The organism is Rhizobium etli 8C-3, from assembly GCF_001908375.1.
In the GTDB taxonomy this organism is placed as follows: domain Bacteria; phylum Pseudomonadota; class Alphaproteobacteria; order Rhizobiales; family Rhizobiaceae; genus Rhizobium; species Rhizobium etli_B.
On sequence record NZ_CP017241.1, the window covers coordinates 1,191,610 to 1,217,141 of the forward strand.

Annotated in this window: 18 protein-coding genes; 6 read left to right on the plus strand and 12 right to left on the minus strand. The window is 60.9% G+C overall.

Annotation, left to right across the window (positions count from 1 at the left end; genetic code table 11):
- Position 1: 1 nt before the first annotated feature.
- Together AM571_RS06020 and AM571_RS06025 are read right to left on the minus strand one after the other, a co-directional pair.
- Complete coding sequence (locus AM571_RS06020) at positions 2-523, minus strand: YHS domain-containing (seleno)protein (RefSeq protein WP_074060634.1); 522 nt, start codon at positions 521-523, stop codon at positions 2-4.
- Positions 524-564: 41 nt separating this feature from the next.
- Positions 565-1,155, minus strand: coding sequence for an ankyrin repeat domain-containing protein (locus tag AM571_RS06025; RefSeq protein ID WP_074060635.1), 591 nt, complete (start codon positions 1,153-1,155; stop codon positions 565-567).
- A gap of 252 nt (positions 1,156-1,407) precedes the next feature.
- On the opposite strand from AM571_RS06025, the gene AM571_RS06030 reads away from it, so the two are divergent.
- From AM571_RS06030 to AM571_RS06045, 4 genes are all read left to right on the plus strand, one after another.
- Positions 1,408-2,964, plus strand: a complete 1,557-nt coding sequence (locus tag AM571_RS06030; RefSeq protein WP_074060636.1) for a Do family serine endopeptidase — start codon at positions 1,408-1,410, stop codon at positions 2,962-2,964.
- 151 nt (positions 2,965-3,115) lie between these two features.
- On the plus strand, positions 3,116-3,793 hold the full coding sequence (locus tag AM571_RS06035; protein WP_196776326.1) for a response regulator transcription factor: 678 nt from the start codon (positions 3,116-3,118) through the stop codon (positions 3,791-3,793).
- Complete coding sequence (locus AM571_RS06040) at positions 3,790-5,196, plus strand: sensor histidine kinase (protein ID WP_074060638.1); 1,407 nt, start codon at positions 3,790-3,792, stop codon at positions 5,194-5,196. The genes AM571_RS06035 and AM571_RS06040 overlap by 4 nt, the downstream gene beginning before the upstream one ends.
- 81 nt (positions 5,197-5,277) lie before the next feature.
- Positions 5,278-8,232, plus strand: a complete 2,955-nt coding sequence (locus AM571_RS06045) for a bifunctional [glutamine synthetase] adenylyltransferase/[glutamine synthetase]-adenylyl-L-tyrosine phosphorylase (RefSeq protein WP_074060639.1) — start codon at positions 5,278-5,280, stop codon at positions 8,230-8,232.
- On the opposite strand, the gene AM571_RS06050 is transcribed toward AM571_RS06045, so the two are convergent.
- The 3 genes from AM571_RS06050 to AM571_RS06060 all read right to left on the minus strand — a co-directional run bounded on the left by AM571_RS06050 (position 8,229) and on the right by AM571_RS06060 (position 14,659).
- Complete coding sequence (locus tag AM571_RS06050) at positions 8,229-10,547, minus strand: PAS domain-containing sensor histidine kinase (RefSeq protein ID WP_074060640.1); 2,319 nt, start codon at positions 10,545-10,547, stop codon at positions 8,229-8,231. The two genes, AM571_RS06045 and AM571_RS06050, sit on opposite strands and share 4 nt — an antisense overlap.
- Before the next feature lie 183 nt (positions 10,548-10,730).
- Positions 10,731-13,379, minus strand: a complete 2,649-nt coding sequence (gene pepN / locus AM571_RS06055) for an aminopeptidase N (protein ID WP_074060641.1) — start codon at positions 13,377-13,379, stop codon at positions 10,731-10,733.
- 176 nt (positions 13,380-13,555) lie between these two features.
- Positions 13,556-14,659 (minus strand): methyl-accepting chemotaxis protein, encoded by a 1,104-nt coding sequence (locus AM571_RS06060; protein ID WP_074060642.1) that lies wholly within the window; start codon positions 14,657-14,659, stop codon positions 13,556-13,558.
- Between the two features lie 303 nt (positions 14,660-14,962).
- On the opposite strand from AM571_RS06060, the gene AM571_RS06065 reads away from it, so the two are divergent.
- Positions 14,963-15,901: a DMT family transporter gene (locus tag AM571_RS06065; protein ID WP_074060643.1), complete on the plus strand. Its 939-nt coding sequence runs from the start codon at positions 14,963-14,965 to the stop codon at positions 15,899-15,901.
- Between the two features lie 213 nt (positions 15,902-16,114).
- Positions 16,115-17,005: a hypothetical protein gene (locus tag AM571_RS06070; RefSeq protein ID WP_074063094.1), complete on the plus strand. Its 891-nt coding sequence runs from the start codon at positions 16,115-16,117 to the stop codon at positions 17,003-17,005.
- Here the strand turns inward: AM571_RS06070 and AM571_RS36870 are convergent.
- The 7 genes from AM571_RS36870 to AM571_RS06100 all read right to left on the minus strand — a co-directional run bounded on the left by AM571_RS36870 (position 17,002) and on the right by AM571_RS06100 (position 25,366).
- The gene (locus tag AM571_RS36870; RefSeq protein ID WP_165918507.1) at positions 17,002-17,151 is read right to left on the minus strand and encodes a hypothetical protein; all 150 of its coding nucleotides are present in this window, start codon (positions 17,149-17,151) and stop codon (positions 17,002-17,004) included. The genes AM571_RS06070 and AM571_RS36870 overlap by 4 nt on opposite strands.
- 43 nt (positions 17,152-17,194) lie before the next feature.
- Entirely contained in the window at positions 17,195-17,386 is a 192-nt protein-coding gene (locus AM571_RS06075) for a hypothetical protein (protein ID WP_074060644.1), read from the minus strand.
- A gap of 134 nt (positions 17,387-17,520) precedes the next feature.
- Positions 17,521-18,396, minus strand: coding sequence for a uracil-DNA glycosylase (locus AM571_RS06080; RefSeq protein ID WP_074060645.1), 876 nt, complete (start codon positions 18,394-18,396; stop codon positions 17,521-17,523).
- A 57-nt stretch (positions 18,397-18,453) separates the two neighbouring features.
- Positions 18,454-19,746, minus strand: a complete 1,293-nt coding sequence (locus AM571_RS06085) for an Hsp70 family protein (protein WP_074060646.1) — start codon at positions 19,744-19,746, stop codon at positions 18,454-18,456.
- 297 nt (positions 19,747-20,043) lie between these two features.
- Complete coding sequence (locus tag AM571_RS06090; protein WP_074060647.1) at positions 20,044-23,157, minus strand: efflux RND transporter permease subunit; 3,114 nt, start codon at positions 23,155-23,157, stop codon at positions 20,044-20,046.
- Positions 23,154-24,416, minus strand: a complete 1,263-nt coding sequence (locus AM571_RS06095) for an efflux RND transporter periplasmic adaptor subunit (protein ID WP_074063095.1) — start codon at positions 24,414-24,416, stop codon at positions 23,154-23,156. Before AM571_RS06095 ends, AM571_RS06090 begins: the two co-directional genes overlap by 4 nt.
- Before the next feature lie 161 nt (positions 24,417-24,577).
- Positions 24,578-25,366, minus strand: coding sequence for an SDR family oxidoreductase (locus AM571_RS06100; RefSeq protein WP_074060648.1), 789 nt, complete (start codon positions 25,364-25,366; stop codon positions 24,578-24,580).
- Between the last annotated feature and the right edge of the window lie 166 nt (positions 25,367-25,532).

Consider the following 25,532-nt stretch of genomic DNA (forward strand, 5'->3'; position numbering starts at 1 on the left):
ATCACTTGGCCGACATATGCTGCCAGTCCTTGCGCGCTTTGTCGGAAATCAGGGTGCTTTGTACCTGCGACCAGTGCTTTTGGGAATTGACCACCTTGGTCGGCTTTTTCTCGAACCCTTCCGCGGCACCGGGATCGTAACTCAAATAGAGCTTGCCATCGATGATCCGCCATGCCTTCGGATCGATATTGGTCGTGACGGTTCCGAAGGAAACGCCGTCAGCGCAATAGCCGCCGTACTGAGGCGCATATCTGCCGGGTTCGGCAATGAAGCGGTCGCGGTTTTCGGAACTGGTGAAATGCCATTCGGCACCCAGCCACCGATACGAATGGGCCGGAGATCCTTCCACGGCCCTGTTCTCGGTAAAATAGGCCACCGGATCGTAGCCCTTGATCGCCACGTCCCCGAAATAGCCGGTGTTCACCGGCTCTTGCGCAAATGCCGGCTGCGCAAATGCCAAGAGCATCGCGGCGCCAGCGATAATATAGGCGACGGTGCCGCCTGTCTGCTTGCGATATGACATGTGTCCATTCTCCCAGTTCGGGCAATGAGATGCAGCAAGCGTTATTTCCGCTTCGTGCACTCGCCGTATAGCCAGTCGCCGACCAGGTCGGCCTGCTGGCAAACAGCGCCCGCTTTCAAAAGCAGATCTGCGGCATCCCAATGGGATCGCCATCCGGCCTGCGTCAACGGCGTGTAGCCGTTGCGTTCCTTCGCCTCTATGTTTGCCTTGTGCGAGACGAGAAAGGCGACGACATCGGCATGCCCTTCTTCGGCCGCCGCATGAAGCGGCGACATTTGGTAGAAGTTCTTTTCATCATTGATCGACGCACCCTTCGATACGAGCAGTTCGACGACATCAAGATGTCCGCCATAGGCGGCCGCGTGCAACGCCGTCAGCCCGCCTTTGTTTCTGATCTGGATATCGGCGCCTTCTTCGAGCAGAAGCGCGACGATATCCTTGTTGCCGGCAAGTGCCGCGATCAGTAGCGGCGGCTCTCCTGCCGCATCCGGCTCGGCGATGTTCGCGCCCTGACCGACAAGCTTGCCGGCATGTTCAAGATTGCCGTCCCTTGCCGCTTCGTGCAGAGGACTAGCCCAAGCGAGCGATATTCCAAGCAGGATGCCCAACGCAGATGTGCCGACGACCCTCATCGCATGCCCCTTGCCCGAAGGCGACCTCGTAGAAGCGGAGAATATTTAAGGTATCATGAATATATCTGAGGGAGCAAGGAGTACGGCGCGCAACCCGTCGAGGCGCCCCGGACACCGGGATCTGTACGGCCTTTGTTCCTACATTACGAATTTTTCATTGAGCGGACAGTTCGCAGTAAGGTGCGGCATCCTATATGTCCATCCATAGACCTATCCGGCATTGGCCGGGACGAAGACAAGAAGGTGCCTAAGATGTTCAAGACTCCCTCCCTCAAAACGATGCTGAAGGCGTCCACAGTCGCAGGTCTCGCTGCCGCCGTGTTTGCAACCGGTGTGCCGCTTGAGATCACGCGTTCCTACGCCGAAGCCGTCAATGTTCAAGCTCCGTCGGTCCCGAGCTTTGCGAATGTCGTCGACGCCGTTTCCCCTGCCGTCGTTTCCGTTCGCGTCGAATCGCGGATCAATCCGGCCTCCGACAGCACCGATGGCTTCGCGTTCGATTTCAACGGCCGCGGTTTCGACGATCTTCCGGACGACCATCCGCTGAAGCGCTTCTTCAGGCAGTTCGGCGAACAAGGCCCGAACGGTCCGCAGGGCGGCCCGAACAGAAGGTTTGGCCCGCCCGATGGCAAGGGTCGCCTGCGCCCAGTCGCACAAGGCTCCGGCTTCTTCATTTCCGAAGACGGCTATGTCGTCACCAACAATCACGTCGTTTCCGACGGCTCGGCCTTCGTTGCCGTCATGACCGACGGTACCGAGTTTGACGCCAAGCTGATCGGCAGGGATCCGCGCACGGACCTCGCAGTGCTCAAGGTTGACGGCAAGGGCCGCAAGTTCACCTATGTCAACTGGGCCGACGACAACAACGTGCGCGTCGGTGACTGGGTCGTGGCGGTCGGCAATCCGTTCGGTCTCGGCGGCACGGTAACGGCAGGCATCATCTCGGCCCGTGGCCGCGATATCGGTTCCGGTCCTTATGACGACTACCTTCAGGTGGACGCAGCCGTGAACCGCGGCAATTCGGGTGGTCCGACCTTCAACCTCAGTGGCCAGGTGGTTGGCATCAACACCGCCATCTTCTCGCCGTCGGGCGGCAGCGTCGGCATCGCCTTTGCGATCCCGGCTTCGACTGCCAGGGACGTCGTTGCCGACCTGATGAAGGACGGTACGGTTTCGCGCGGCTATCTCGGCGTGCAGATCCAGCCGGTTACCAAGGACATCGCCGATTCGCTCGGGCTGTCGGAAGCCAACGGCGCGCTGGTCGTCTCGGCTCAGGATGGAACGCCGGGCCAGAAGGCGGGCATGAAGGCTGGCGACGTCGTCACTGCCGTCAACGGCGAAACGGTCAAGGATGCCCGCGATCTCAGCCGCCGAATCGGCGCCATGCAGCCTGGCAGCAAGGTCGAAGTGTCGGTCTGGCGCGACGGCAAGGCTCAGTCACTTACCGTTGAGCTCGGCACCTTGCCGGTTGACCAGAAGGACGCTTCCAACGACGACAATCCGGCACCGCAGCCCGAGGCGCCGGCATCCGAAAAGGCGCTCGCCGACCTTGGCCTGACAGTCGGTCCCTCCGATGACGGCAAGGGTCTGACGATCACCGGCATCGACGCGGATTCGGATGCTGCCGACAAGGGCATCAAGCAAGGCGAAAAGATCACCTCGGTGAACAACCAGCAGGTCTCGAGCGCCGATGATGTCGTCAGGGTTCTGAACCAGGCGAAGAAGGACGGCCGAACCCGGGCTCTCTTCCAGATCCAGTCCCAGGAAGGCAGCCGCTTCGTTGCGCTGCCGATCAACGGCCAAGGCTGATCCTCCCCCTTGGCCTAAAAAGGGAGCCGCGATCCGAGCTGCGCGCGGCTCCCTTTCTCCATCCTTTTCAAGGACGACGGCGATGACCCCACTGCAACAGGATGACGCTTTGAGCTTTGCCCAAACGCAACCGGCAGGTAATGTCGGCCGCATGAAGATTCTCATCATCGAAGACGATCTTGAAGCCGCGGCCTACCTCACCAAGGCCTTTCGCGAGGCGGGCATCGTCGCCGATCACGCAAGCGACGGCGAAAGCGGGCTCTTCATGGGGTCCGAAAACAGCTACGACGTGATCGTCATCGACCGCATGCTGCCGCGCCGCGACGGGTTATCCGTCATCAGCGAGTTGCGGCGCAAGGGCATTCATACGCCGCTTCTCATTCTTTCCGCCCTGGGCCAGGTCGATGACCGCGTGACCGGACTTCGCGCCGGCGGCGACGACTATCTGCCGAAGCCCTATGCGTTCAGCGAGCTTCTCGCCCGGGTCGAAGTGCTCGGCCGCCGCAAGGGGACGCCGGAGCAGGACGTGGTCTACCGCGTGGGGGACCTTGAACTCGACCGGCTTTCCCATGAAGTCCGGCGCGGCGGCAAGGAAATCCCGCTGCAGCCGCGAGAATTCCGCCTTCTCGAATATCTGATGAAGAATGCCGGTCAGGTCGTCACGCGCACGATGCTGCTCGAGCATGTCTGGGATTACCACTTCGATCCGCAGACGAACGTTATCGACGTGCATGTCTCGCGCCTGCGTTCGAAGATCGAGAAGGACTTCAGCCGGCCGCTGCTGAAGACGATCCGCGGTGCGGGATACATGATCAAGGACGAGGGATGAGCCGTTTCTGGGTTCTCTTCAAGTCCACCGCAGTCCGCCTTTCGGCCCTTTATATCCTGCTTTTCGCAATCTGTGCCGCAACGCTCGTCTTCTACGTGACGGCGATGTCGCAGCGACTGCTCAGCGGACAGATCCGCGAGGCCGTCCAGCAGGAAGTCGATGTCGTCAGGCGTGCGTATGATCTTGGGGGCATGAACGCGCTGCTGCGCGCCATGGAGCGGCGCACGCGCCAGCCAAGCGCCAATCTCTATGTCATTGCCGGCCCGTCGGGCGATATCCTTGCCGGCAACGTCGCCTCGGTGCAGCCGGGCGTCTTTGAGGAAACCGGCTGGACCTCCGTTCCCTTCTTCTATCAACGCTACGCCGACAGCGGGGTCGATCGCCGCCACATGGCAATCGCCAATATCTTCGTGCTCGACAACGGCCTGCGCATTCTCGTGGGCCGCGATCTCGGCGAGCCAGAGCGCTTCCGCGTGCTGGTGCGCCAGGCGCTGATGATCGCGCTTGCGATCATGGGCCTCGGCGCCATCATCATCTGGTTCGGTATCGGACGCAACGCGCTGAGGCGGATCGATCGCATGTCCGCCGCAAGCAAGAAGATCATGGCGGGCGATCTCTCGCAGCGCCTGCCGGTCGGCGGTTCGGGCGACGAGTTCGACCGCCTGTCGGTTTCTCTGAACACGATGCTGGAGCGCATCGAAAAGCTGAATGAAGGTCTGCGGCAGGTTTCCGACAATATTGCTCACGACCTCAAGACGCCGTTGACTCGCCTTCGCAACAAGGCCGCGGATGCGATTGACACGGTCAATGAGGATCAGCGCCGCCTGGCCCTGGACGGCATCATCTCGGAATCCGATCAATTGATCCGAACTTTCGATGCGCTACTTATGATCTCGCGCGTGGAAGCGGGTTCTGTCGCAGCGGAGATGTCGCCAATCGAGCTTTCGACGATCGTTGCCGACAGCGCAGAACTTTACGAGCCGGTTGCCGAAGAGGCCGGACTGGTGCTGACATCCAGTATCGAACCCGGCATATCCATCCAGGGCAACCGCGAACTGATCGGCCAGGCGATCTTCAATCTGATCGACAACGCGATCAAATATTCCGGGGATGCCAAGGGCGGTGAAATCAGCCTGAAGCTGCTGCGCCGGCCCGACGGCATTTGCCTTTCGGTGGCCGACCACGGCCCAGGCATTCCCGCCGACAAGCGCGAGGATGTCGTCAAGCGCTTCGTGCGGCTTGACGAGAGTCGGTCGAAGCCCGGCACGGGCCTTGGCCTTTCGCTGGTCGAGGCAGTGATGGAACTGCATGGCGGCACGCTGGAGCTTTCCGACACAGATCCAGGAAGACGAGACGGTCGTGGCCTTACCGTCAGCGTGATTTTCCCCTTCAAGCCTGCTTAGGGTTGGCCGCCCCGCGTTGTGACCCTAGGTTAGGGGGTCGTATGGCAGCGCTGATTGCGGGCGCGGCCACCGGGAGGTGAAATGCTGACGAAATCGACACATAGCCTGAAGGATGTGGCTGGCGGTCTGTTGCGCCCGTTGAACCATTCCGAGCTCAAGCTGGCGCTCGCCGACCTTCAGGATATCGGCAGACACGAACCGTCGGTCGCCGCGATGCTGAAGGCGGGTGGTCCGCTATCGGACTTCATCGCAGCGGTACTGACGCTTTCGCCCTATCTTCGAGAGATTGCCAATATCGACAATGCGGTTGTCGCTGCTGCGATTTCATCGCCTATCGAGCCGCAGATCGAAGAGCTGATTGCAAAGGCGCGCGACTGCTGGAAGCCCGAAGAGGGGATTTCGCCCGCAGAATCTGCCGTCATGAGCCGGTTGCGGATCATCAAGCGGAAAGTGGCGTTTCTGGTGGCTCTCGCCGATCTCGCCGGGCTCTTCGACGGCAGGCAGACGACGGCCTGGCTGAGTGCCCTGGCCGAAGCCTCGGTCAAAGCCGCGATCGACCATCTGCTTTTGTCTGCCCATGATGCCGGCAAACTGCAATTGAAGGACGCCCACAATCCGAGCGAGGGTTCCGGTCTGGTCGTGCTGGGGATGGGAAAGCTCGGCGCATCGGAACTGAACTATTCGTCCGATATCGATCTTGTGGTTTTCTTCGACGAGCATGCCGGCATCGTGCCTGATCCGGATGATGCGATCGACGTCTTTCCGCGGCTGATGCGCCGGCTGGTGCGAATCCTTCAGGAGCGGACGGCCGACGGATATGTCTTTCGCACCGACCTGCGCCTGCGCCCAGACCCCGGTTCGACGCCGCTTGCGATCCCGGTCGATGCGGCGATGATTTATTATGAGGGGCGCGGCCAGAACTGGGAGAGGGCAGCCTTCATCAAGGCGCGGCCCGTTGCCGGGGATATGAAGGCGGGAGAGGGGTTCGCGCGCGGGCTTGCGCCCTTTGTCTTCCGCAAATACCTGGATTATGCGGCGATCGCCGACATACATTCGATCAAGCGGCAGATCCACGCCCACAGGGGTCACGGGGCAATTGCGGTCAAGGGGCACAATGTCAAGCTCGGCCGCGGCGGCATCCGCGAGATCGAGTTCTTCGTGCAGACACAACAGCTGATCGCCGGCGGTCGCATGCCGGCGCTGCGCAGCCGTGGCACGGAAGAGACGCTTGCCGAACTCACCAAGGCGAAATGGATCGATGCGGAAACGCGCGACGAACTGACGGAGGCCTACTGGTTTCTCCGTGATGTGGAACACCGCATCCAGATGGTGCGCGACGAGCAGACGCATTTGCTGCCGGAGACAGAGGCCGATCTGAAGCGCATCGCCTTCATGATGGGATTTACCGATACGCAAAGTTTTGCTGAGCGGTTGGTGGAGGTGCTGCGGACCGTCGAGCGGCGCTATGCGCGGCTCTTCGAGCAGGAGAACAAACTGTCGGCCGATACCGGAAATCTGGTGTTCACGGGCCAGGCCGACGATCCGGATACGCTTGAGACGCTGAAGAAGCTCGGCTTCAAGCGTACGTCCGATATTTCCCGCATTATCCGCACCTGGCATTACGGCCGCTATCGTGCGACGCAATCGGTCGAAGCGCGCGAGAGGCTGACGGAGCTCGCGCCGGAACTGCTTCGCGTCTTCGGCGAAAGCAAGCGGGCCGACGAGGCGCTGCTGCGCTTCGACAGCTTCATTTCCGGCCTGCCTGCCGGCATTCAGCTTTTCTCCTTGCTCGGCAGCAATCCGGCGCTGCTTTCGCTGATCGTCAACATCATGTCCTCGGCGCCGAAGCTTGCCGAGGTGATCGCCGCCAAGCCGCATGTCTTCGACGGCATGCTCGATCCGGGACTGATGGCGGAGCTGCCGACGCGTGAGTATCTGGGCGAACGTTTAAGGGCATCGCTGGCGCAGGCGGGCCATTACGAGGAAGTGCTGGACCGGCTGCGCATCTTTGCGGCCGAGCAGCGCTTCCTGATCGGCATCCGGCTGTTGACCGGCGCGATCAACGGGCTGATGGCAGCCCGCGCCTTCACCCATCTCGCCGACCTTGCGATCGAAGCAGCCCTCGATGCGGTCAGGCAGGAGATGCGGGCGGTGCACGGCGATTTTCCCGGCGGCAAGGTCGTCATTGCCGGCATGGGCAAGCTTGGCAGCTTCGAATTGACGGCGGGCTCAGACATCGATCTCATCCTGCTCTACGACTATGATGATGCCGCTTCAGAATCCGACGGCGTGAAGCCATTGGATGCCGTGCGTTACTTTACCCGCTTGACGCAGCGGCTGATCGCGGCGTTCTCGGCGCCGACCGCCGAAGGCGTTCTCTACGAAGTCGACATGCGGCTTCGCCCGTCGGGCAACAAGGGCCCGGTCGCCACGCGCATCAGGTCTTTCGAGAAATACCAGCGCGACGAGGCTTGGACATGGGAGCATATGGCGCTCAGCCGCGCTCGTTTGATCTGTGGTGATCAGAGCCTGATGAGCGAGGCGGAACGGATCATCTTGGATGTGCTCTCAAAGAAGCGCGATGCGGCAAAGGTGAGCCGCGACGTCGCGGAGATGCGTGAACTGATCGACAAGGAGAAAGCGCCGGACGGGATCTGGGATCTGAAACTTGTTCCGGGCGGCGTGATCGATATCGAATTCATCGCGCAATATCTGGCGCTGATCGCGCCGGCCAGAAACGTCCCTGCGACGATCGGCGGGATGAATACCGGCGAGGCGCTGAAGACGCTCGGCGGCAAGCTCATGCCGGCGGCAGACCTCGACCTCTGCCTGGAGGCGTTCACGCTCTATACCGAGCTGTCGCAGCTGATTCGGCTTTGCATCGACGGGCCCTTCGATCCCGCCGAGGCGCCGTCGGGTCTGACCGAGCTGGTGTGCAGGGCAGGGGATTGCCCGGACGTCAAGACGCTTGAAGGTGAGGTCAGACGGCTTTCGAAGGCTGTCCGGAAGATATTCCAGACGACGGTGAATTCCTAGCGCGCTTTATCGGGAATTCGGAACGAGACGACGGTGCCGACCGCCTCACGTGAACGGATGCGCATCTTGCCGTCGTGAAGCGCCGTCAGCGAGCGGGAAATGGCAAGGCCAAGACCTGAACCGCCCTTGCTCTTGGCATATTGACTCTGAACCTGCTCGAAAGGCTGGCCGATCTTCGTGAGCGCTCGCTGCGGGATGCCGATCCCGGTATCGGCGATCGTGACGATGACGCCTGCTGCGTCACGTCGGGTGCGCAACGCGATACGGCCGCCGTCGTTGGTGAACTTCACCGCATTGGAGAGAAGGTTGAGGAGGATCTGCTTCATGGCGCGGCGGTCTGCCGTCAGTGTCATGCCATCACAGACGCGCTGCTCGATGACGATGTTCTTCTGGGCGGCGGGAATGGCGGTGAAGCGCAGGCTTTCCTCGATCAGCGGTGCAAGATCGATCTTCTCGCGGTGCAGTTTCATGTGTCCTGCCTCGATCTTCGACATATCCAGGATATCGTTGATGACGTTGAGCAGGTGCTTGCCGCTGTCATGGATGTCGCGGGCATATTCGTCGTATTTCAGTGAACCGAGCGGACCGAACATCTGGTTCTGCAGAATTTCGGAGAAGCCGAGGATGGCGTTGAGCGGCGTGCGCAGCTCATGCGACATGTTGGCAAGGAATTCCGACTTCGCCTTGTTCGCCGCTTCCGCGCGTTCCTTCTCGGCCTGGTAGTTGGCGTTTGCCACCGAAAGAGCAGCTTTTTGACTTTCCAGCGTCTGACGCGATGCCTTGAGGTCGCCGATGGTCGCGATGAGACGCCGCTCGGACTCGCGCAGGCGCTCCTGGTTGCGCTTCAGAAGCGTAATGTCGGTACCGACCGAAACCATGCCGCCGTCGCGGGTGCGGCGTTCGTTGGTCTGCAGCCAGCGCTCGTCGGCAAGCTGGACCTCCGTCGTGCGCGAATGGCCGGCGCCATCGGCGTCAGCCATGCGTCGCTCGATGACTGGCCGGGCGGCTGCGGCGTTGACGACGCTGCGCTCGGTGCCTGGAACGAGGACGCTGTCGGGAAGCCCGTAGGCCTGCTGAAAGTGGGCGTTGCACATCACCAGGCGGTCGTTCTTGTCCCAGAGAACGAAGGCTTCCGAGGTGCATTCGATCGCGTCCGCAAGGCGCTGGTCGGCCTCGGCGTAGCGCTGCGCGAGGCGATGCTGTTCGGTCACGTCCATCGCGATGCCGATCATGTGCACGCGGCCCGAATTGCTGCGGATCATCTGGGCGCGGGCGCGCATCCACACATAGTGGCCGCCGGCATGGCGCATGCGGAAGATCTGGTCGACCTGGCCGGAACTGCCCTTGGCAATCGAGCGTGCGATCTCGTGCAGCCCACCGTCTTCCGGATGCATTAGCCGTGCCGCGTCGCCGAAGGAAATCGTCTTGTCGGAAGCCGGCAGGCCGAGCATGCCATACATCGAACGCGACCAGAAGAATTCGCGGCTGTCGAAATCGAAATCCCAAAGCCCGCAGCGGCCGCGCGAAAGTGCCGTCTCGACGCGCTGGTTCGATTCGACGAAGATCTCGTCGGCGTCCCGGGCACGCTTGACCTGCATGTAGTAGGCATAAAGGATCACCAGCAGGATCGAGGAAATGCCGGCAAACAGCGTCACGTTGAGCGTCAGCTCCTCGCGCCAGAGCCTGCCGATCTCGTCAAGCGAGGTTGCAGCGATGATATAGCCGCCGGTGCTTCCGACAAGGGTGATTTCAGCGTAATGCGGATTGCCGCTGATCGTCGTTTCGATGACGCCGGCCCGATCCCCGAAACGGCGGATGGCGGAAACCTCGGGAAAGAAATCGCCGGCATTCGATCCAACATAGGCAAGGCCTGCAGTAGATGCGGCGAAGACTTTGCCACTCGTCTGCACCAGCAGAATGAAGGAGCCGCTGCCGAGACGGTCCTGCGGCAGGAATTTTGCAAGTTTTGCTTGGGCTTCGGCGGCTTTGCCGTTGTCGAAGAGATCGCTGGAATCGGCAAATACGGCTGCGGCGGTCGCCGCCGAAAGTGCGGTTGCATGCCGGGCGGCTGCGCCCATGCGGGCATATTCCGACATCATACCGAAAAGATGCGAGGCTGCGACGACGGCAAGGAAGGCCACGATCAGTGCCGGGATGGCGCGCTTTAAAACGACTTCGGTTTGCGGAAGGCGGCTCGCTATCGGCTTGGAAATCGCCGCGCTACGATTGGAGGCATTGCCGTGCCAGGCACGAAGCCCCTCAAAATCAACACGCAGCCGCCCTCCGGCCGCAGTTGCCCGCCGCACGTTCATCATCACTAGCCTTGATCCCTCGTGCGATTCGCAGCGCCGCTCGCTCGAACCTCACTCACTGAATCATTACTGATTCGCCGTGTCCAGAGGGAAAGGTAAAAATCTGTTAACTATCTATACGTGCTAGTTTTTTTGTCGACCCGTTTCGGGGGCTGGCTGGATCGCGTGATGCCTTGGGCAAGCAAATCACCCCTTGAGCGTGCGTTCGACGATGTCGCGCACGTCCGTCGAAAGGGCGGGTGCCTGTTCGATCTGCATCAGGGCGGCGCGGGCCAAACCGGCGCGTACCGGCTCAAGCGACCGCCATGAACGCATGGATGTCAGAATGCGGGCGGCAAGCTGCGGATTGCGCTGGTCGATATCGAGAATCTCGCGGGCCAGGAAGCGATAGCCTTCGCCATCAGCCCGGCCGAAGCCGGTGGGATTGGTGAAGGCAAACGTGCCGACGAGGGCACGAACCCGGTTCGGATTGGTGCGATTGAAGAGCGGATTCTTCATCAGCTTGCGGACCCGGTCGAGCGCGCTGGCGCCAGGGATGGTCGCCTGCACTGAGAACCACTTGTCGATGACGAGGGCGTTCTGCGCGAAGTGGTCCCGGAATGTCGAAAGGGCGGTGATCGCTTCACCGCTTTCGGGAAAGCGGTGGGCAAGGACCGTCAGCGCGTGCAGCTTTTCGGTCATGTTGTTGGCGGCGTCGAACGCGGCCTTGGCGCGTGCCGGGCTGTTCTCTGCATAGGAAAGATAGGTCAGCGCAGTATTGCGTAGCGCCCGGCGCCCGGCACTTTTTGCGTCAGGGCTGAAGTCTCCCGGCGTTGTCATTTTCTCGAAGAGACCGGTAAAGATTGCCACGCCACGATCTGCAATCTGCTTCATGACGGCCTGGCGACCGGCATGGATCGCGTCCGGGTCGTTGTTGCTGCCGAGTTCGCGGGAGATATCGGATTCACTCGGCAGGGCGAGTGCCTGGGCGCGGAAGGCGGGTTCAAGGCCCTCGTCGGCGGCGGCATGCAGCAGTGCATCGACGGAGGTCTGTTCGCAGTCAATCGCCTTGCCTTCACGCGCATCGCGCGCAGCCTTCAGCAGGTTCGGCAATGCCAGATCGGTCAGCGCCTGCCATCGAGCGAAATGGTCCGTCTCGTGGCGGGCGAGCAGCGCAAGGTCGGCGGGGCTTTGGTCGAGGTGCAGGTTGATCGGCGCCGAAAAGCTGCGGTTGATCGAGACGACCGGCCGCGAGCCGATGCCGTGGAAGACAGCGGTCTGCGTTCTGCCGGTGAGATGCAGCACCTCGCCGGTATATTCGGCTCCCTCGACAATGGCCGGTTCGATCTTGCCGCCGTTCTCGCCGAACAGGGCGAGGCTGAGCGGGATATGCATCGGCTTCTTGTCGGTTTGGCCCGGCGTCGCAGGAACCATCTGCTCCAGCGACAGGCTGAAGGTCCTGGCGGTCGCATCGTAGCTGCCGGAGGCGGTGACGAGCGGCGTGCCGGCCTGGTGGTACCAAAGGGAGAACTGCGCAAGGTCGCGGCCGCTTGCATCCTCGAAGCACTTGACGAAATCCTCGATCGTGACCGCCTGGCCGTCATGGCGATCGAAATAGATGTCCATGCCCTTCTTGAAGGTCTCCCTGCCGAGCAGGGTAGCGATCATGCGGGTGACCTCGCTGCCCTTCTCGTAGACCGTTGTCGTATAGAAGTTATTGATTTCACGATACTTCGTCGGACGAACCGGGTGGGCAAGAGGGCCGGCGTCTTCCGGAAACTGCTCCGACTTCAGATGCCGGACCTCGGCAATGCGCTTGACCGGACGCGAGCGCTGATCGGAGGAGAACTCATGGTCGCGATAGACGGTCAGGCCTTCCTTGAGGCAGAGCTGGAACCAGTCGCGGCAGGTAATGCGGTTGCCGGTCCAGTTGTGGAAATATTCATGCGCGATGATCGCTTCGATATTGGCATAGTCGGCATCGGTTGCGGTTTCCGGATCGGCGAGAACGTATTTGTCGTTGAAGATATTGAGGCCCTTGTTCTCCATTGCCCCCATGTTGAAGTCGGAAACGGCGACGATCATGAAGATGTCGAGATCGTATTCGCGTGCGAAGACCTCCTCGTCCCACTTCATGGAGCGCTTCAGGGCATCCATGGCATAGGCTGCACGCGGCTCCTTGCCGTGCTCGACGTAGATCTTCAGCGCGACCTCGCGGCCGGACATCGTCGTGAACGTGTCATCGACGACGCCGAGATCGCCGGCGACGAGCGCAAAGAGATAGCTCGGCTTCGGATGCGGATCGAACCAGGCGGCGAAATGCTTGCCGTCGCCATAGCCGGCGCCGCCGAGGAAGTTGCCGTTGGAAAGCAGAAGCGGGTTGGCGGCCTTATCGGCGATGATGTTGACAGTATAGGGCGCCAGAACATCCGGACGGTCCGGGAAATAGGTGATGCGGCGGAAGCCTTCGGCCTCGCATTGGGTGCAGTAGATGCCGCCCGTGCGGTAGAGGCCCATAAGCTGGGTATTGGCTTGCGGATTGATGATCGTCGTGATCGTCAGTTCGAAGGGATCGGCTGCGGGAAGGTTGTAGACGGTCAGGCTATCGGCTGTCGCCGTATACTGTTTTGCCGGCATTTCCATCTGGTCGAAGAGCAGGCCGGAAAGGGAAAGCTCGTCGCCGTCCAGAACAAGCGGCGCTTTCGGATCGGCACCTTCGCGGCGATGGAAGATCAATCGCGCTTCGACTTTTGTTTCTGTGGGATCGAGCTCGAAGGTCAGGTCCACGCGTTCCAGGACGAAATCGGTGGGGCGGTAGTCTGCCAGATTGATGACCTGGCCCGTGTCTGTACGCATGGTGTTCCCTGAAGACCTTCATCGATATGGGCTGGGACAGACGCGAGTGCTCTGCCATAGGTTTTGCAGCATCATCACATCAAAGTCTGAACCAAACTTAAAGCGAAATGGAGGCAGTGCAAGTTTTGATGGCCGCAATTGGCCGAGGCTCCTGGATACAAGCGGACGAGCGTGCACTACCTGAAATTGAGCGCGGCCTTTATGGCAGCATCGTCTTCCGTCTGCTGGACGACGACGCCGTGCCACCCGAGACCGTCATAATCCTCGTATCCCAGGGTCTTCGCAAAGGCGACGATCGATCCGTTGTTGTCATAGTAGCTGCCGCGGGATCGGCCTGTGTGATTTTGCAGTGCGAAGTGGGTAAACAGGAGCTCCGGTTTGCTTGCGGCGATGATCCTGCTTGCGCCGTCGAGCAGCATGACGGTCGTCTTGTCCGCGACCTGCGGCGGCAGGTTGGCCTCCTTGTCGACGATCGCCTGCCCCTGGTTCTGCCAATCGAAATAGACGCCGAGCATCCCGACGATCGGCCCGTCGACTTTGCCGCCTTCGCGGACGCCGGTGGCATAGACGAGCGCAGTCCGGCCGTCGTGCAGCGGGCTGGGGCCCACCTCGCCGACGATGTAGTCGTCGCCGCACCTGCAATGCGCCGCCGCTTGGAACCAGGCGTCGCCGGCAAGCGAACGATTGGCGACCTTGCGCTGGAACTCGGGATTTGCCGAGGCGACGATACGCCCCGAAAGATCGGTCAGCACGAGGTCAAGATAGACCGTGTAGAACCGCTTTATCACGCCGAGCCGCTCGGCCGCAAAGCTCGCCTTGTCCTTGCCCGGCTCCTGCAGGGCCTGCCACAATGCGGTATCGGTTGCCCACCATCTCACGTCAGCCGTCCGTTCGAACAGGTTGCGCACGATAAGCTGGACGAGTGTTTGCGCAAGGTCGGTCAACCTGACGCCTTCCATCTCCTTCACCAGCGATTCGGCCATCGAGCGCGACAGCCCGATGCGGCCAAGGACGTTGTTCTCGAATTTTCCAGCGATGTCGCTTGCGACCTGCGCCAGGCGCTGTACTTCGTTGGCAACGACGGCAAAGCCCTTGCCGGCCTCGCCTGCGCGGGCGGCCTCGATCAGTGCGTTGATCGCCAGCAGCTTGATCTGCTTGACCACATGCGTGTTGGCTGCACTGAAGTGCTCGAGATCGGTACCGATGCCCTCGGTCACGATGCGCATGGATCGCGGTGTTGCGGTCTGCTGTGTCTGATCGCTTGTCTTCAGCGGCATCATGGAGGTGATCCTGGCAACTGTTGAAGTGGCAGTTATGAAAATGATCGCTGCGTCTTGGTGAAATCAATGCGAGTTTATGGTTCTCAAAAGATTAAGACTTGAAATGTCCAATCAAACATTTTTGGGCAGGTCTCTTTTGTGCCGATTTTTTGTGCAGTTTTGCGTCGAAATGCGGGGGTGTTGGATCCGCTGTGTTTTTTTCTGATTTTGGCCTGTTCTTCGTGCGCAGGGCCTGCCACAGTTACGGCGCGTCGAGTCTGACGTGTTTCCCCGCTCCAAGCTACTGACGCGCGAGTTTCTGACATGCAGTCGGCTTTCGAAAATCCGATGAGAGGAATCCTGATGAAGGTCTCATCGGTGGTGGTCTTTCTCGGTATGCAGACCTTCATCAAGCTTGCCGGTGCCGATGTCGCGCCGGGGCAGGTGACCTTCTATCGCTCTTTCTTCGCGCTCTTCCCGATAATGGGTTATCTTGCCTATCGCCGACAGTTGCGGGTAGCCTTCCACACGGCAAATCCGATTGGCCATCTGAAGCGGGGCACGATTGGCATCCTTTCCATGGGCTTCGGCTTTTACGGCCTGCTGCACCTGCCGTTGCCGGAGGCGATTGCCCTTGGCTATGCGACACCCTTGGTCGCGGTCATTTTCGCGGCAGTCTTTCTCGGGGAGACGGTCAGAATATACCGTTGGAGCGCGGTTTTCTTCGGTATCATAGGCGTTGCCATCGTCTCATGGCCCAAGCTTACGCTTTTCAGGCAGGGCGGCATGGCGGCAGAGCAGGGGGTCGGAGCGTTATGTGTCCTGATTGCCGCCGTGCTTGCCGGCATGGCGATGATCCAGGTCCGCAAGCTCGTCGAGGAGGAGAGGACAGCGACGATCGTTCTCTATTTCTCGATGATCGCATCGCTCTTTTCTCTCGCGACGCTGCCGTTCGGCTGGGCCTCGCTCGACCTCAAAACGATGCTCCTGCTGGTCTGCGCGGGCTTTTGCGGCGGCGTGGGACAAATCCTTCTGACGGAGAGCTATCGTCACGCTGATGTATCGACAGTGGCGCCGTTCGAATACACGTCGATCCTGCTTGGCGGCATTGTCGCCTATTTCTTGTTTGGCGATGTTCCTGGCGTCCATATGATGGTGGGAACGGCGATCGTCATCGCCGCCGGCATATTCATCATCTACCGGGAGCATCAACTCGGGTTGGAGCGCCGCAAAGCCCGCAAGGCCGGCACGCCGCAGCCCTGATCGGATCCAGGTGGAAATCCGCCTGACTATTGTCCGACCCCGGCCGGAATGCACTGGCGAAATTTAAGGATACCAATCGGCTTCCAAATGTGGTTTCTGAATATGACGAAACTTCATTTATTCAAAGCCTTGCATGTCTGATTGGCCGCTGATGCCCGGACGCTGGTCCCCCTGCTTGGCTGCTTTGAACCCTGGCTTGCGAGCGGGACGCCCATGAAATTTACGGCAGAAGAGCTGGCGCGGCACCCTGATTTTCTGCTCAGCATCCGTCACCTGGCCGGGACTTTGCGCGGCATGTTCCAAGCCGGTCCGCGCCTTGCCCGTCTGCTCACATCGCACCAGCGCTGGCTCCTCACCCAGACGGCCTATGCGCTCGCCATGCACTACGATCCTGGCGACCCCTCTTCGGGTTTCTCCGCAGTTTCGCTGACGACGCTGATAACGAAACACAAGGTCGCGAGCCGCAACACGGTTTTGAACTTCATCGAAGAGCTCCTCACCTATCGCTTCATCACCCATGCGCCCGGAGAAGAGCGCCGCCGCCCGCGCCATTTCGAACCGGCCGAAGTCAGCAACCAGGCAATGTACGGCTGGCTTCTCGCCAATCTCGTCGCGCTCGACATGTTAGACGACGGCGACCGCGCCGCCTGCCTGCAGGCGCATCCGCAACTCCTTCGGATTGCCCAGCCGCTGGTTGCCCGCGCCTGCCTCGAAGATGCGGCCTGGCGGGAGCCGCCGGAGCCAATTGCGCTCTTTCTTTGGACGGAAGCGGGCGGTCTGGTCGTCGACCAACTCATGGCTCGAATTGACCTTGACGGTGCCGACACGGAAAGGTTCGACGTCGGCCGCGTCGAAACGCGCAATCTGGCAGGCGATTTCATGATGTCGCGAACGCACCTTCAGCGCCTCTTTGCCAAGGCGGTGCAACAAGGCTGCCTTGGCTGGTATGACGAGCCCAGGAAGACGCGGTTATGGGTGTCGCGCAATTTCGTCTGGCAATATTGCGGCTGGCAGGCGATCAAGTTTGCCTATGTCGAGCACGCATTTCACATTGCCCGGGCAAAACTGGAGGGCGTGCCGGTCAAAGTGCTGGCGCAAGCCTAAAGCGCGATCGCCGAGATTTCTTCGACCGGCGAATCCTGCCTGGCGGTCGAAAGTTCGCGCTGATATTCCTTGGCGGCGCAGACGGCAGCGCGGATATGCTCGATCGTGTCGATATTGCGCAGAAGCGAAACGAGAACTGCAGACATCACAAAACTCCGATCGCGCGCCCGAAGCAGGGCCGCGCGCTCATCAGTATTCCTGGAAATCCACGAAGATTGCCGAGGGCCGGGTGGTGCGGCCGCCGATACCGGTCCCGCGGGCGATCATTTGCTCGTTGGTCGCAAAGCCGAAGCGGCTGTAGCCCTGCGTGATGCGAGCCGGATCGCTTGCAAGGCGGAGGGTTTCAAACCCGCTATGAATAGGACGAAAACTTGCGTTCATTGCCTTGGTTCCTGTCAGATTCCTCCCAAGACAAGATCATATATTGCAGTGCAGCATCGATTCTGCAATGCGTCATAATAGGATACAGCCATGCGGGAAATGCATGGGTTGTTTCATGAAAACTTAATGATTGGCTATTTTCTAATCAGGCCGAGCGACTTGAGCCGTGCCTGAAACGCCAGGAGATCACTCCAAGCCAGTCGCTTGTTGATCGGCGCGGTCAGGAGATCCTGCGGGTGAAGCGTCGCGATTGCCGGTATCGTCAGCGGCCCGGCACCGATCTCCTTCCACTGCCCACGCAGGCCGTGGATGGTGTCGTTCTCTCCGAAGAAGAAGCGGGCGGCGAAATTGCCGAACAGCAGGATGACCTTCGGTTCGGCAAGCGCGATCTGGCGTTCGATGAAGGGACGGCAGATTTCCATCTCGGCGACAGAGGCGACACGGTTGCCCGGCGGGCGCCAGGGAATGACCTGCGTCAGAAGAATGCTGTCGCGATCGAGCCCGATGGCCGACAGCATCCTGTTGAGAAGCTCTCCACCGCGCCCGGCAAAAGGCCTACCTTCGCGGTCGTCGTCGGCGCCAGGTGCCGAGCCGATCACCATAATGCCGCTTGCGGCGTTGCCCGTCGCAAAGATCGTCGAACGCGCACTGTGCTTGAGATTGCAGCCGTTGAAGGCTTCGATCGCGGTCTTGAGCTCGGCGAGCGATCGCGCACTCTCGGCCGCAAAGCGGGCGTGCTGCACGGCTTCGCCATCAGGAATGGCAGGCTGCGGCCGAGGGGCTGGGCGCTCAGCCGGCGCTTCGCCTTGACGTTGCCTCGCCGCTGGCCGCTCGGACCGGATCGGGCTTTGCGCTGGAGCGGCGGCGCTTCGCCGCGCCGCCTTCATCGCCTCGAACTCGGCGAAGCGGTCGACTGCATCTTCCTCCAGCAGCCATTCGACACCGGCTTCTGCATGGAAGTGCAGAAGCGCGGCAAGCTCGGCCGGGGAGAGTTCGTCGACGCAGACCATAGGGCGACCTTAGCGAAGTGGCAGCAGCAAAGATAGGGCGGGCGCCGCGCTCTGGGACTATTGCACAGTCCATTGGCCGATGTCGTCGCGTTCGCCGATCAGGGCAAGTCCGTGGGCAACGGAGAGAAGCTCGCCCCCGGTCTCGATCCTGCCAACGTCAAAGCGTTCGGTGAAGATGCGGCGGACGGCAGGTACGAAGGATGTGCCGCCGGTCAGGAAGACCTTGTCGATTTCGCCGGGCTTGGTTTTTGTCTTTTCCAGCACTTCGTCCAGCGTGCATTCGATACGGGCCAGATCCTCGGCGATCCAGCTTTCGAAGTCCTTCCGGCGAATGATGCGATGGCCGCCGCCGCCGAGCGGGCCGAAATCGAATGGTGCTTCGTCTGCCGAAGACAGTGCCATCTTGGTGGCTGAGATCGCCTGATAGAGGGGATATCCCTCGTCGTGATCGACGAGATCGATGAACGTCTCGAGCTTCTCCGGTTCGAGTGCCGTGCGGACCAATTTCTTCAGATCCTTGAATTCGCGCGAGGTCTTGAAGATCGAAAGCTGGTTCCAGCGGCCGAAGCTCGAATAGTAGTTCGACGGCACCTCAAGAATCTTGTCGAAGCTCTTGAAATGACTCCCCTTGCCGATCTGCGGCGCGACGATGTTATCGATCATCCGGTAGTCGAAATGATCGCCCGCGACGCCGACGCCTGAATGGCCGACCGGCGTTGCCATGAGATTGCCGGCAACCGTTTCGAAGCGGATCAGCGAATAGTCCGTCGTGCCGCCGCCGAAATCGGCAACGAGCACGGTGGCGTCCGACGTCAGGTTTTGCGCGAAGTAGAAGGCGGCGGCAACCGGTTCGTAGACGTAGTGGATTTCCGGAAAGCCGAAGCGCAAGAGCGCTTTGTTGTAGCGTTCCGTTGCGAGCGCCGGATCGGGATTGGCGCCGGCGAAGTGCACTGGCCGCCCCGTGACGATACGCGCCACATCCGTCGACCAGTTTTCGCCCGCATAGGCGCGCAGCCGCCGAATGAAGACCTCCATCAGGTCTTCGAAGCTGTGGCGTTTGGCAAAGATCAGCGTGCCCTGGAAGAGGGCGCTTGCAGCAAAGGTCTTGATCGACTGGAGGAAGCGGCAATCGCCGGGATTGTCGATGAACTGGCGGATCGCCGCATGCCCGGCCTCGACCTTCAGGGCCGATGTGCCAAGCTGCGGATCCTTCATGAAGGAAAGCGCAGTGCGCATGCTGTCGGATGCGCCTTCGGCGCTGGTGAACGCCATGGAACGGGTCTTCCCGCCATGGGCCGTGGCCAGAACCGTATTCGTCGTGCCGAAGTCGAAACCCAGCGCCTGAGCCATGCCCGCACCTCTTCATGCCGATTGTGATTGAGACCGGAGCCTTGCTCCGCATGAAGGACGCACGCGCGCCCGGAATTTAGGAGGCGCGTGATGCCATAGAGGGGCGACACATTCAAGAGGGAATGTAAGGGGCCCAGTGTCACCAGTAAAGGCTCCTCGTCTGGCTGCCGCCGCCCGGTAAACGCGAAAAAAGGGTGTGCCGCTTGTCCATCTTCCGACGTCGAGTGAACGCGTCGTCTCTCCCTGCAAGCGCGAAGAGAAAGTGAGGGCAATGTTTCAATGTCGGAGTTGGCTAGATCACTCCGCCGCGATCGCCGTCGGTTCCACTTCGTCCCGCACCGCTTCCTTTCGCCGCAACAGCCTTTGGAGCCAGCTGTTCAGCCGGCCCATCTCGACGAAGATGACGGGCGAGATGAAGAGCGTCAGAGCCTGGGACACAATGAGGCCGCCGACGACGGCTATCCCCAAAGGCTGACGCAGCTCGGAGCTGGCACCGGTGCCGAGCGCGATCGGAAGGGCGCCGAGAAGCGCACAGAAGGTCGTCATCATGATTGGCCGGAAGCGCCGCACGCAGGCCTCGTGAATGGCCTGCGTAGGCGACATCGATGTGGAGCGCAGGTTCTCCAGTGCCACGTCGATCATCATGATCGCGTTCTTCTTCGCGATGCCGATCAGCATCAGGAGGCCGATGAGCGCGATGATCGAGAGGTCGAAGCCCATTACCTTCAGAGCCAGCAATGCGCCCAGAGCGGCGGCCGGCAGGCCGGATAAAATGGTGAGCGGGTGGATGAAGCTCTCGTAGAGAACGCCAAGGACCACATAGATTGTCGCCACCGCGGCGAGGATCAGAAGCGGTGTGTTGCCTTGCGACTGCTCGAAGATCTGCGCCGTACCGCCATAGGACGTGAAGACGTCCGCCGGCACGTTGATGTCCTTCTTGATCTGATCGATGGCGGCTGTTGCATCACCCAATGCCTCACCGGCAGGCAGGTTGAACGAAACGGTCGTCGAGACGAGCTGACCCGTCTGGTTGATCGTCACCGGCCCGGTGTTTCGTTCGACCCTTGCGAAATTCGACAACGGGACCAGCGTGCCGTTGATTGAGGCGACCCGGATATCCTGAAGCTTCTGATCGTCCCAGGGCTTGCTGGTATCTACTTCGACGATGACGTCGTAGCTGTCGCCGGTGGATTGGATTTGGGCAGCCGTATAACCGCTGAAGGACTCCTGCAGCGTCGTGCGCAGCTGGTCGTTGTCGATGCCGAAGGCGGCTGCCTTTTCGGAATCGATGACGATATTGGCCTGCAGCGCGTCGTTCTGCGCATCGGTTGTCACGTCGGTGAAGCGCCGATCGCCGCGCATGGCCTGCTGGATATTATTGGCCCAGAGATTGGTCTGGTCGGCGCTGAGTGCCTGAACGACCAGCTGATACTGGCTTGCGGTCTGACGGCCGCCGAAGCGCAGGCTCTGCTGCGGCGTGATGAAGGCTTGCAGGCCGGGCACCTTGGCGATGTTGGCCCGTAATTCGCGCAGGGTCTGGTCAAGCGGCGGACGCTGCTCCTTGTCCTTCAGCTCGACATACATCGTGCCATTGTTGAGCGAGCTGCGGGCGTTGCCGCCGACGATCGACATGACGTGATTGACCGCCGGATTCTGTTTCACGATCGCTGCGGCCTGGTTCTGCAAGGCGACCATCGCCGGATAGGAGATGTCCTGGCGTGCCCTTGTGGAGATGTTCAGCCGGCCGATGTCCTCGGTCGGGAAGAAGCTCGAGGGCAACGTCATGAACAGGTATGCGTTCAAGCCGACCGAAGCGAGGAACAGGCAAAGGATCGCAGGCCGGTGGCCGAGGCACCAGCCGACCGCCCGATCGTAACCTCTGAGCGTGCGTTCAAAGCCCGCATCGAACCAGCGGACGAAGAGGGGCGGGGTGCCCTTACCGCTGGAAAGCCGCGAACCGAGCATTGGCGTTACCGTCAGCGAAACGATGGCGGATGCGACGATCGCCATTGCGACGACCATGCCGAATTCGTTGAAGATGCGACCGACGACCCCACCCATCAACAGGATCGGGATGAAGACGGCAATCAGCGACACCGACATCGAGATGATCGTGTAGCTGACTTCGCCGGCGCCCTTGATCGCCGCATCGAAAACCGGCATCCCCTCTTCGACATGCCTGAGAATATTCTCCAGCATCACGATTGCATCGTCCACCACCAGACCGACCGCAAGCGTCAGTCCGAGAAGCGAGATGTTGTCGACGCTGTAGCCGAGCACGTACATCATGCCGAAGGTCGAGATCAGCGAGAGCGGAACGGCAAGGCCCGGTATGATCGTTGCGGTCAGGTGGCCGGTGAAGAGGTAGATCACGAGCACAACGAGGCCGATCGTCAAGAGCAAGGTGAACTTGACATCGGAAATCGCGTCGCGGATCGGCTTGGCGGAATCGTTCATGACCGTGGTGGTGACCGACGAAGGGATCTCGGCATGCAGCGTCGGCAGTCTGGCGTTGATCGCATCGACGACCTCGACCGTGTTCGCATCCGGCTGGCGCTGGACGGCGAGGATGATGGAGCGATTGCCGTCGTACCAGCTGCCGGTATTCAGATTCTCGACACTGTCTTCCACCTTGGCGATGTCGCCGAGATGAATCGGCGCCCCGTTCGGATTTGCGATCACCAGCGAGCGGAATTCGGCGGCGTTGGTGCGCTGCGTGTCGGCGTTGATCGTCATGGCTTGCGCGTCGTTCTGCAGCGTGCCGACCGGCACCTGGCTATTGGCCGCACTGATTGCCTGGTTGACCTTATCGATGCCGATGTTGCGGGCAAGCAGCTTGTCGGGATCGACCTCGACGCGGACGGCATATGTCTGTGCGCCGAACACGGTCACTTCGGCCACGCCGGGCAGGGTGGACAGCGACGGCGAGATGATGTCTTCGGCAATGGCATCGAGCTTGCTGCGCGGCATCGTGTCGCTCTGCACCGCAAGCAGCATCACCGGTGCGTCGGCCGGGTTCGTCTTACGATAGCTCGGCGGCGTGGTCATGTTGTCCGGCAACTGCCGTGTCGCATGCGAGATGGCGGCCTGCACGTCTGCGGCGGCCGCATCGATGTTGCGGTTGAGGTCGAACTGCAAAATGATGCTGGTATTGCCGAGTGAATTGGTCGCGCTGATTTCGCTGATGCCGGGGATGGTCTGGAACTGCTTGATCAGCGGCGTTGCGACCGAAGTCGCCATGGTCTGAGGCGAGGCGCCGGTGAGTGCGGCCGAGACGTTGATGGTCGGGAAATCGACCTGCGGCAAGGCAGCGACCGGCACGAGGCGGTAACCTGCAAGACCTGCAAGGATTACGCCGATGGCGAGAAGGGTTGTCGCAACCGGCCGGCGGATGCAGAAATTCGCGATCATTGTTCTGCCTCCGCCGCCAGGGTCTTTGTCTGGTGAGCCGGTTGGTCGGCGGAGACGACGTTCAGCGCCTTGTCATCGAATTGCTCCTCGACATGCTGCTGGTCTAAAAGCTGCGCCTGTCCCTCGATGACCACGTGATCGCCTTGCGAGAGCCCGGCGGAAACGGCCGTGAAACCGCCGCTTGCGCGAGCGACGGTGACGGGCGTCATCTGCGCCTTTCCATTCTTCACGACATAGGAAAAGAACCCGTCGGCGCCGGGGCTGACGGCGACGGTCGGTACGACGACCTGCTGTTCTTTATTGTTGAAGTGAACGGCGAGATTGACGGATTGCCCGGGCCAGAGCGCCCCGGTTGCGTTTTCGAAGCGCGCCTTTGCGAGGATCGTGCCGGAAGCAGTGTCGACGGTATTGTCGTAGAAGCTGATCGCGCCGTGGCGCACGCTGCCCTTCGTCGAATCCGGTGTGGTCGTCACCTCGACGGGTCCCGTGGCGAGGGACTGCTTCAACTGGCGCAGATCGCGTTCCTGCAGATGGAATTTCACATAGATCGGATCATATTGGGCAATCGTCACGATCGCCGTTCCGGCGCCGACGAAAGCCCCCGGGCTGATCGCGATGTCGCCAAGGCGGCCGTCGAACGGCGCGCGGATCTGCGTGTGTTCGAGCAGAATCTGATCGGAGGCGAGCGCGGCCCTGTCGGCCTCGACGGTGGCGGCAGCCGTGTCGCGAGCGGCCTTGGCCTGGTCGTAGCTCTGCTGCGTGCCGGCCTTTTGCGCCAGGAGATCGGCTGCGCGTGTGAGAGCGGTTTCGGCTTCCCAGAGCGTCGCTGCGTCCCGCGTGATCGTCGCTTTGTCCTTGTCGACCGCCGCTTGGGCCGGCCGGTCGTCGAGCCTGGCGATCAGTTCGCCTTGCTTGACCGTTGCGCCGTCGGTCGCGACGATCGCGGTGACAAGACCCTGTTCCTGTGCGGCGATCGTGGTGGTGTTTTCGGCTTCTGCCCAACCCGAGGCCGTGACGTCTCGCGGCAGCACCGTCTTTATGGCGGCGACCGTTTTCACGAGCGTCGGGCCGCTGCCTCCCCGCCGGTTATGCTGCCCCCCGCCTGGCTGGTCCGCTTGCGCCTTGCCGCCTTGTTGCGCCGGCGCCCCGACCAGCTGAAAGGCATATGCGAGCGGGTCGAGGAGGGGAATTCTTCGGAATTGCCAAATGCTGACGGCAGTCACGGCAATAATGCTGAAGGTAATCCAAAATTTCTTCATTGTGAGACCGGTCTTGACGTGTCGCGCGAAGTTTCCGGTCCCGATTGAGCCGCCCGCATTGCGGCGCAAAAAAGACATAATCCGCCGGCCACAATCACTAAGTGGTTATAACTGCTTAAATTTTTGTAATGATCGGCGTTGCGCCGATCGCGCGATTTCGGTTAAACCGAACGCGCTGCACCGCCGTCGCAACGCAACAGCGAGCCGGTGATGTAGCTTGCCGGCTGGCTGCAGAGGAAAGCGGCGGTTGCTGCGAATTCCTCCACCTTGCCGTAGCGTCCAACGGGAATGCGTGCTTCCTTGTCGCTGCGGACGTCTTGCATGCTTTTGCCGGTGCGCTTGGCGGCCGCGCCATCAAGCTCGTCGAGGCGCCCGGTGAGGATACTGCCCGGCAGGAGCAAATTGGCCGTCACGCCGTGGCTTGCGACTTCCGAGGCGAGCGTTTTCGACCAGCCGGCAAGGGCAGGGCGCAGCGTGTTGGAAAGCGCCAAATTGGCAATGGGCTCTATGACGCCCGACGATGCGATGGTGAGGATGCGGCCCCAACCTTGCGCCTTCATGCAAGGTAGCAGCGCATTGGTCAGTGAAATGACGCGCAGCACCATCGAGAGGAAATAGGTCTCCAGCTTCTCAGGCGTCATGTCCTCGGTCGTTCCGGGCGGCGGGCCGCCGGTATTGTTCACCAGGATATCCAGGCCACCGAACTTTTCCTTGACGGCGGCAGTCACCGTCTCGACGAATTTCTCGTCAGACAGATCAGCCCAGATCCAGTCGGCCTTGCCGTTGCCCTCGGCGTTGATCGCCTTGCAGTTCGCCTCCAGCTGCTCACCGCTTCGGCCGCAAAGAAGCACGTTTGCGCCTTCACGGGCGAGTGCGACCGCAATGCCATGGCCAAGCCCGCGCGACGAAGCCAGAACGAGTGCGCGTTTGCCGTTGATTCCGAGATCCATGATGTCCTCCAGCTGCTTCGGCTTCTGTATAAGGCCCAGCCGACGGAAAAGGGAAGGGTGCGTTGCTTTCATTATCGAGGAACAATTGACGTTAACGTAAGCGTTATATACTCTTGCGGTGGAGGAGATAATCATTGTGCGAATTGGAGGATCGGCTGTCGCTTCC

Bases quoted from the DNA above. Each gene is read 5' to 3' on its own strand.
- AM571_RS06020 (WP_074060634.1), bottom strand. From the start codon at position 523: ATGTCATATCGCAAGCAGACAGGCGGCACCGTCGCCTATATTATCGCT.
- AM571_RS06025 (WP_074060635.1), bottom strand. From the start codon at position 1,155: ATGAGGGTCGTCGGCACATCTGCGTTGGGCATCCTGCTTGGAATATCG.
- AM571_RS06030 (WP_074060636.1), top strand. From the start codon at position 1,408: ATGTTCAAGACTCCCTCCCTCAAAACGATGCTGAAGGCGTCCACAGTC.
- AM571_RS06035 (WP_196776326.1), top strand. From the start codon at position 3,116: ATGAAGATTCTCATCATCGAAGACGATCTTGAAGCCGCGGCCTACCTC.
- AM571_RS06040 (WP_074060638.1), top strand. From the start codon at position 3,790: ATGAGCCGTTTCTGGGTTCTCTTCAAGTCCACCGCAGTCCGCCTTTCG.
- AM571_RS06045 (WP_074060639.1), top strand. From the start codon at position 5,278: ATGCTGACGAAATCGACACATAGCCTGAAGGATGTGGCTGGCGGTCTG.
- AM571_RS06050 (WP_074060640.1), bottom strand. From the start codon at position 10,547: ATGATGAACGTGCGGCGGGCAACTGCGGCCGGAGGGCGGCTGCGTGTT.
- pepN (WP_074060641.1), bottom strand. From the start codon at position 13,379: ATGCGTACAGACACGGGCCAGGTCATCAATCTGGCAGACTACCGCCCC.
- AM571_RS06060 (WP_074060642.1), bottom strand. From the start codon at position 14,659: ATGATGCCGCTGAAGACAAGCGATCAGACACAGCAGACCGCAACACCG.
- AM571_RS06065 (WP_074060643.1), top strand. From the start codon at position 14,963: ATGCAGTCGGCTTTCGAAAATCCGATGAGAGGAATCCTGATGAAGGTC.
- AM571_RS06070 (WP_074063094.1), top strand. From the start codon at position 16,115: ATGAAATTTACGGCAGAAGAGCTGGCGCGGCACCCTGATTTTCTGCTC.
- AM571_RS36870 (WP_165918507.1), bottom strand. From the start codon at position 17,151: ATGTCTGCAGTTCTCGTTTCGCTTCTGCGCAATATCGACACGATCGAG.
- AM571_RS06075 (WP_074060644.1), bottom strand. From the start codon at position 17,386: ATGAACGCAAGTTTTCGTCCTATTCATAGCGGGTTTGAAACCCTCCGC.
- AM571_RS06080 (WP_074060645.1), bottom strand. From the start codon at position 18,396: ATGGTCTGCGTCGACGAACTCTCCCCGGCCGAGCTTGCCGCGCTTCTG.
- AM571_RS06085 (WP_074060646.1), bottom strand. From the start codon at position 19,746: ATGGCTCAGGCGCTGGGTTTCGACTTCGGCACGACGAATACGGTTCTG.
- AM571_RS06090 (WP_074060647.1), bottom strand. From the start codon at position 23,157: ATGATCGCGAATTTCTGCATCCGCCGGCCGGTTGCGACAACCCTTCTC.
- AM571_RS06095 (WP_074063095.1), bottom strand. From the start codon at position 24,416: ATGAAGAAATTTTGGATTACCTTCAGCATTATTGCCGTGACTGCCGTC.
- AM571_RS06100 (WP_074060648.1), bottom strand. From the start codon at position 25,366: ATGGATCTCGGAATCAACGGCAAACGCGCACTCGTTCTGGCTTCGTCG.